At 65.5% G+C, this 4,151-nt stretch carries 3 protein-coding genes and 1 pseudogene; 2 read left to right on the plus strand and 2 right to left on the minus strand.

Features of this window, described 5'->3' with window-relative positions; all coding sequences use genetic code 11:
* The coding region (locus Q0X85_RS01590; protein ID WP_297768084.1) for a DUF1178 family protein at nt 1-249 on the plus strand (249 nt) is incomplete at its 5' end.
* Between the two features lie 19 nt (nt 250-268).
* On the plus strand, nt 269-916 hold the full coding sequence (locus Q0X85_RS01595; RefSeq protein ID WP_297768087.1) for an SDR family oxidoreductase: 648 nt from the start codon (nt 269-271) through the stop codon (nt 914-916).
* Nucleotides 917-1,034: 118 nt separating this feature from the next.
* On the opposite strand, the gene Q0X85_RS01600 is transcribed toward Q0X85_RS01595, so the two are convergent.
* Nucleotides 1,035-2,954, minus strand: coding sequence for a cation:proton antiporter (locus Q0X85_RS01600; RefSeq protein ID WP_297768089.1), 1,920 nt, complete (start codon nt 2,952-2,954; stop codon nt 1,035-1,037).
* A 36-nt stretch (nt 2,955-2,990) separates the two neighbouring features.
* Nucleotides 2,991-4,151 (minus strand): annotated as a pseudogene (locus tag Q0X85_RS01605) (hypothetical protein); the annotation flags it as partial.

A 4,151-nucleotide genomic window follows, 5' to 3' on the forward strand; every position in this document is an offset into this window, starting at 1 on the left:
CCCGAGCCCGCGCCGCCCGCCGCGCCGAGCCCGGCCGAGCAGGCGCTTGCGGAGTTGCGGCGAAAGATCGAGGAAAATTCCGATTATGTCGGGCTGAACTTTGCCAGCGAAGCGCGCGATATGCATGCCGGTCTGTCCCCCGGCCGGAGTATATACGGCGAGGCCAAGGCGGACGAGGCGCGCAAGCTGATCGAAGAGGGGGTGCCGGTGGCGCCCCTGCCCTTCCTGCCGCGCCGCAAGTCGAACTGACCCAGAGGAGCCCGCCACCATGCATATCGTCATCACAGGTGCCAATCGCGGCATCGGCCATGCAATGGCAGACCGCTACCGCGCCGCCGGGCATCAGGTCACCGGCACCGCGCGGGTGCCCGTGGATGATCTGCTGGCCCTCGACGTGACCGACCCGGTGTCCTGCGCGACCCTCGCAGAACATCTCACCGACCGCCCCGTCGATCTGCTGATCTGCAACGCGGGCATCTATCCCGACAAGGGCCAGCCGCTCGACACCGGCTACCCGGCGGCGATGTGGGCCGAGGCATTCGCCACCAACGTCACCGGCGTGTTCCTCAGCATCCAGAGCCTGCTGCCCAACCTGCGCGCCGCGCAAGGTGCCAGGATCGCCATCATCTCCAGCCAGATGGCCAGCCATACCCGCGCGCCGGGCGGCAGCTATATCTACCGCGCCTCCAAGGCGGCGGCGCTCAATCTCGGGCGCAACCTCGCCGCTGATCTGCGCGGCGACGAGATTGCCGTCGGCATCTACCACCCGGGTTGGGTGCGCACCGACATGGGGGGCGAGGCCGCCGAGATTTCGGTGGATGAGGCCGCCGCCGGGCTGATGGACCGGTTTGAAACGCTGTCTTTGGCCGACACCGGCTGCTTTCAGACATGGGATGGCGGCACACACCCGTATTGAACCGGGGGCCAAAGGCTACAGCGTTTCGACTTTTCGTTGAAACAGTCGTAACGCCGTAGTTCATTGTTTTTGCGCAATTTCGAACCGAAAAAGTCTATCAACTTTTTCTGAAATTGCTTTAGTCACCGGGTTTGGTCTTGGTGTCCGGCGTGTCGATTTCTTCGAGTTGCGAGAGCAGCATGGTCTGCAATTCCTGCTCCAGTTCGCGGGCGCGGCCGATATAGGCGTCGTTTTCGACCGTAGGGGTATGCGGGTCCCACAACGCGGCGAGTTCGCGGACCGAATGGCGATCGTGGTGATAAAACGTCTGTTCCAGTTCGGCGGCTTCAAAATCTGTCAGGCCCATGTTCTCCAGCACGTAGCGCCCGGCGCGCAGCGAGCTGTCAAAGAGTTCCCTGACGATCTGATTCGCCCCCGCCTGATAGAGGCGGAACACATGCGTGCGGTCGTGCGCGCGGGCGATGATGTGCAAATCCGGGCACTCCCGCCGGGCAAAGCTGACGAGCCTGACCACCGCATCGGGATCGTCCAGCGCAGCCACCAGAATGCGCGCCTCGGCCAGCCCGGCGGCGTGCAGCAGGTCAGGGCGGGTGGGGTCGCCAAAAAATCCCTTCACGCCAAACCGGCGCATACGCTGAATCGTGTGCAGATCATGGTCAAGCACCACGGTATCAAAGCCGCTTGACCGCACCAGCCGGTTGACGATCTGCCCAAAGCGCCCGATCCCCGCGATGATCACCGGCGCTGTCCTGTCGATCTTGTCGGCCTCGACCTTGTCGGTGGTCTCAGTCATCCGCCGCGACAGCCAATCGTAAAGGATGAACAGCAAGGGCGTGATCAGCATGGTGAGTGCGATGATCAGCAAGAGCATTTCGCTCAGCCGCGTGGGCAGCACGTTCTGTTGCACCGAAAAGGCCACGAGAACGAACCCGAATTCACCCGCCTGCGCGAGTGACAGGGTAAAGAGCCACAGTTCGCGCCCGCGCAGCGAAAAGAGCCGCCCGAGGATGTAGAGAATTGTGCCTTTGGTCACGATGAGCGCGGCAGAGAGGCCCAGAATCAGGAAGGGCGCGCCGAAAAGCACTGTAAAATTGATGCCCGCCCCCACGGTGATAAAGAACAACCCCAGCAACAGGCCCTTGAACGGCGCCAGATCACTCTCCAGCTCGTGCCGGAACTCGCTATTGGCCAGAACGACACCCGCAAGAAAGGCCCCAAGGGCCGGTGAGAGGCCGACAAGCATCATCAGAAAAGAGATGCCCACGACGATCAGCAGGGCGAGCGCGGTATACATCTCGCGCAGCCGGGCCGAATGAATGAACCGAAAGACGGGGCGCGTCAGGTAAACGCCAGTGAGAATGATCGCAACCACCGCGCCGATGGTGACCAGTGTCGCCCCCCAGCCCGGCAGCGATGCGATAAAGCTTTGCGCGGCCTGATGCGGTGCGGAGGTATCGGCATGCGCCGCGACCCCCGAGTCGCGCGAAATCAATGCGCCCATCACCATGTCGGGGCTCTTGGGCAGTGCCAGCAGCGGCAGGAATGCTAGCATCGGAATGACCGCGATATCCTGAGTCAGCAGAACCGAAAAGGCAGAGCGCCCGCCCCCGGTCTGCATCAGCCCCTTTTCTGACAGGGTTTGCAGCACGATGGCGGTCGACGAGAGCGCAAAGGCCAGACCGATGGCGAGTGCCACGCTCCACCCGAGGCCAAGCAGTTGCATCCCCCCGATCATCACCGCCGCGGTGGTGAGCGTGATCTGCAACCCCCCGAGGCCAAGCAGCCGGTGGCGCATGTCCCACAGGGCGCGCGGCGCCAGCTCCAGACCGATCAGGAACAGCATCATCACGACGCCGAATTCGGCGACATGCTGCAACTCGGCGGTCTCATGCCCGCCCACGAGGCCGGTGACCGGCCCGATCAGAATCCCCGCCGCGAGATAGCCCAGCACCGACCCAAAGCCCAACCGCGCCGCCAGTGGCACCGCAATGACAGCGGCGGCGAGATAGATCGTGGCCTGAAACAGAAACCCTTCCATCAGCCCTGTCGGTGCCCGGTGGCTGTCATGGTTGCGTTATCCTTTGGGCATGCGCAACACGACGTCGCGACCGCGTTTGTTGTAGCGTAATTCGGTGTCACCGATGGCGGACACGCGCCCGCCGTCGAGGCGGTCGCCAACCTGCACTTTCTGGTAGCGCCCGTTGGAGAGCCGCACCAGCGCGCGCCGGTTCTGCGGGTTGCCGTACACACCGATGAGATTGACGTTGCGCAGATTGATCGCGTTGCGGTCCGTCGCCTGCCGCGCGACGGAAGCAGAGCTTGGGATACGGGGCGCGACACGGGCGGCGGTCACAGTGCGGGCAACGGGCGTTTCCTGCCGGGTCTGGATCTGACGCGCCGTGCGCTCCACCGCGTCCGGGCGCTGCCGTGGCTTCATCGAACGGGCCACCGCCTGCGGCAGCGCGTCCGGGTCCGCCGTGCGGTTGGCTTCGATCAGGGCTGTGGCCAATGACGCGGCGCTCACATCCGGCGCAGCGGTCTCCGGGGCGTCGTCTTCGATGGTTTCGGGGCGCTCACGCGGACGCAACGCCGCAAGCTCTGTCCGGGTGCGCCCCGAGAGCGCGCCGCGCTCCTGTTGCTCGTCCAGATCGTCGGGTCGCGTGCGCGGGCGAATCTCGCCAAGCCGGGCACGTTCGGCGGCCTCCTCCACGCTCTGTTCCAGCCCTGGCACGGACACCGCGCGCGGCGGGACCTCAGGCGGCTCGACCGGTGGCGGCCCCGCACGCACGACAATGCCATCAGGGGTCAGCGCGCCATCCGGTGTCGCCTCGACGAGGCCACGTTCATCAAGCGTGAACTGTGTGCCCGGCGGGGCTGGCGAGGCCGGGGTTTCGGGGCGCCTGTCGCGGCGGGCCTCGGGGGCTTCGGGCAGGGCGACGGCATCCTGAATGTTGACCGGTTCGTCGATTGAGGTGAGGTAGAAATCGTCAAAGCCCGTGGCCTCGGGGACAGCAGGCGGGCTCGGCGGCATTTGCCAGATGCCCGTCGCGGCGTAGCGGGTCAGGGCGCGTTCCTGCGGTTGATCCTCGATGGCGCTCTCTGGCTCTTCGGGGGCTGTGTCCTCGGTCGCGCTCTGGTCCGGCACCGGGGTCGGATCGGTCTCTGCGACCGCGTCGGGCAGCGCTGGCTCGGGGTCTGGCACCGCCGCGGGGCGCGGCGCATCCGGCGCGGGCGC

Origin of the sequence: uncultured Roseovarius sp. (genome assembly GCF_947259555.1) — a bacterium.
In the GTDB taxonomy this organism is placed as follows: domain Bacteria; phylum Pseudomonadota; class Alphaproteobacteria; order Rhodobacterales; family Rhodobacteraceae; genus Roseovarius.

What these genes read in the sequence shown, in the direction of transcription:
- Q0X85_RS01595 (WP_297768087.1), top strand. Translation starts at nt 269, where the DNA reads ATGCATATCGTCATCACAGGTGCCAATCGCGGCATCGGCCATGCAATG.
- Q0X85_RS01600 (WP_297768089.1), bottom strand. Translation starts at nt 2,954, where the DNA reads ATGGAAGGGTTTCTGTTTCAGGCCACGATCTATCTCGCCGCCGCTGTC.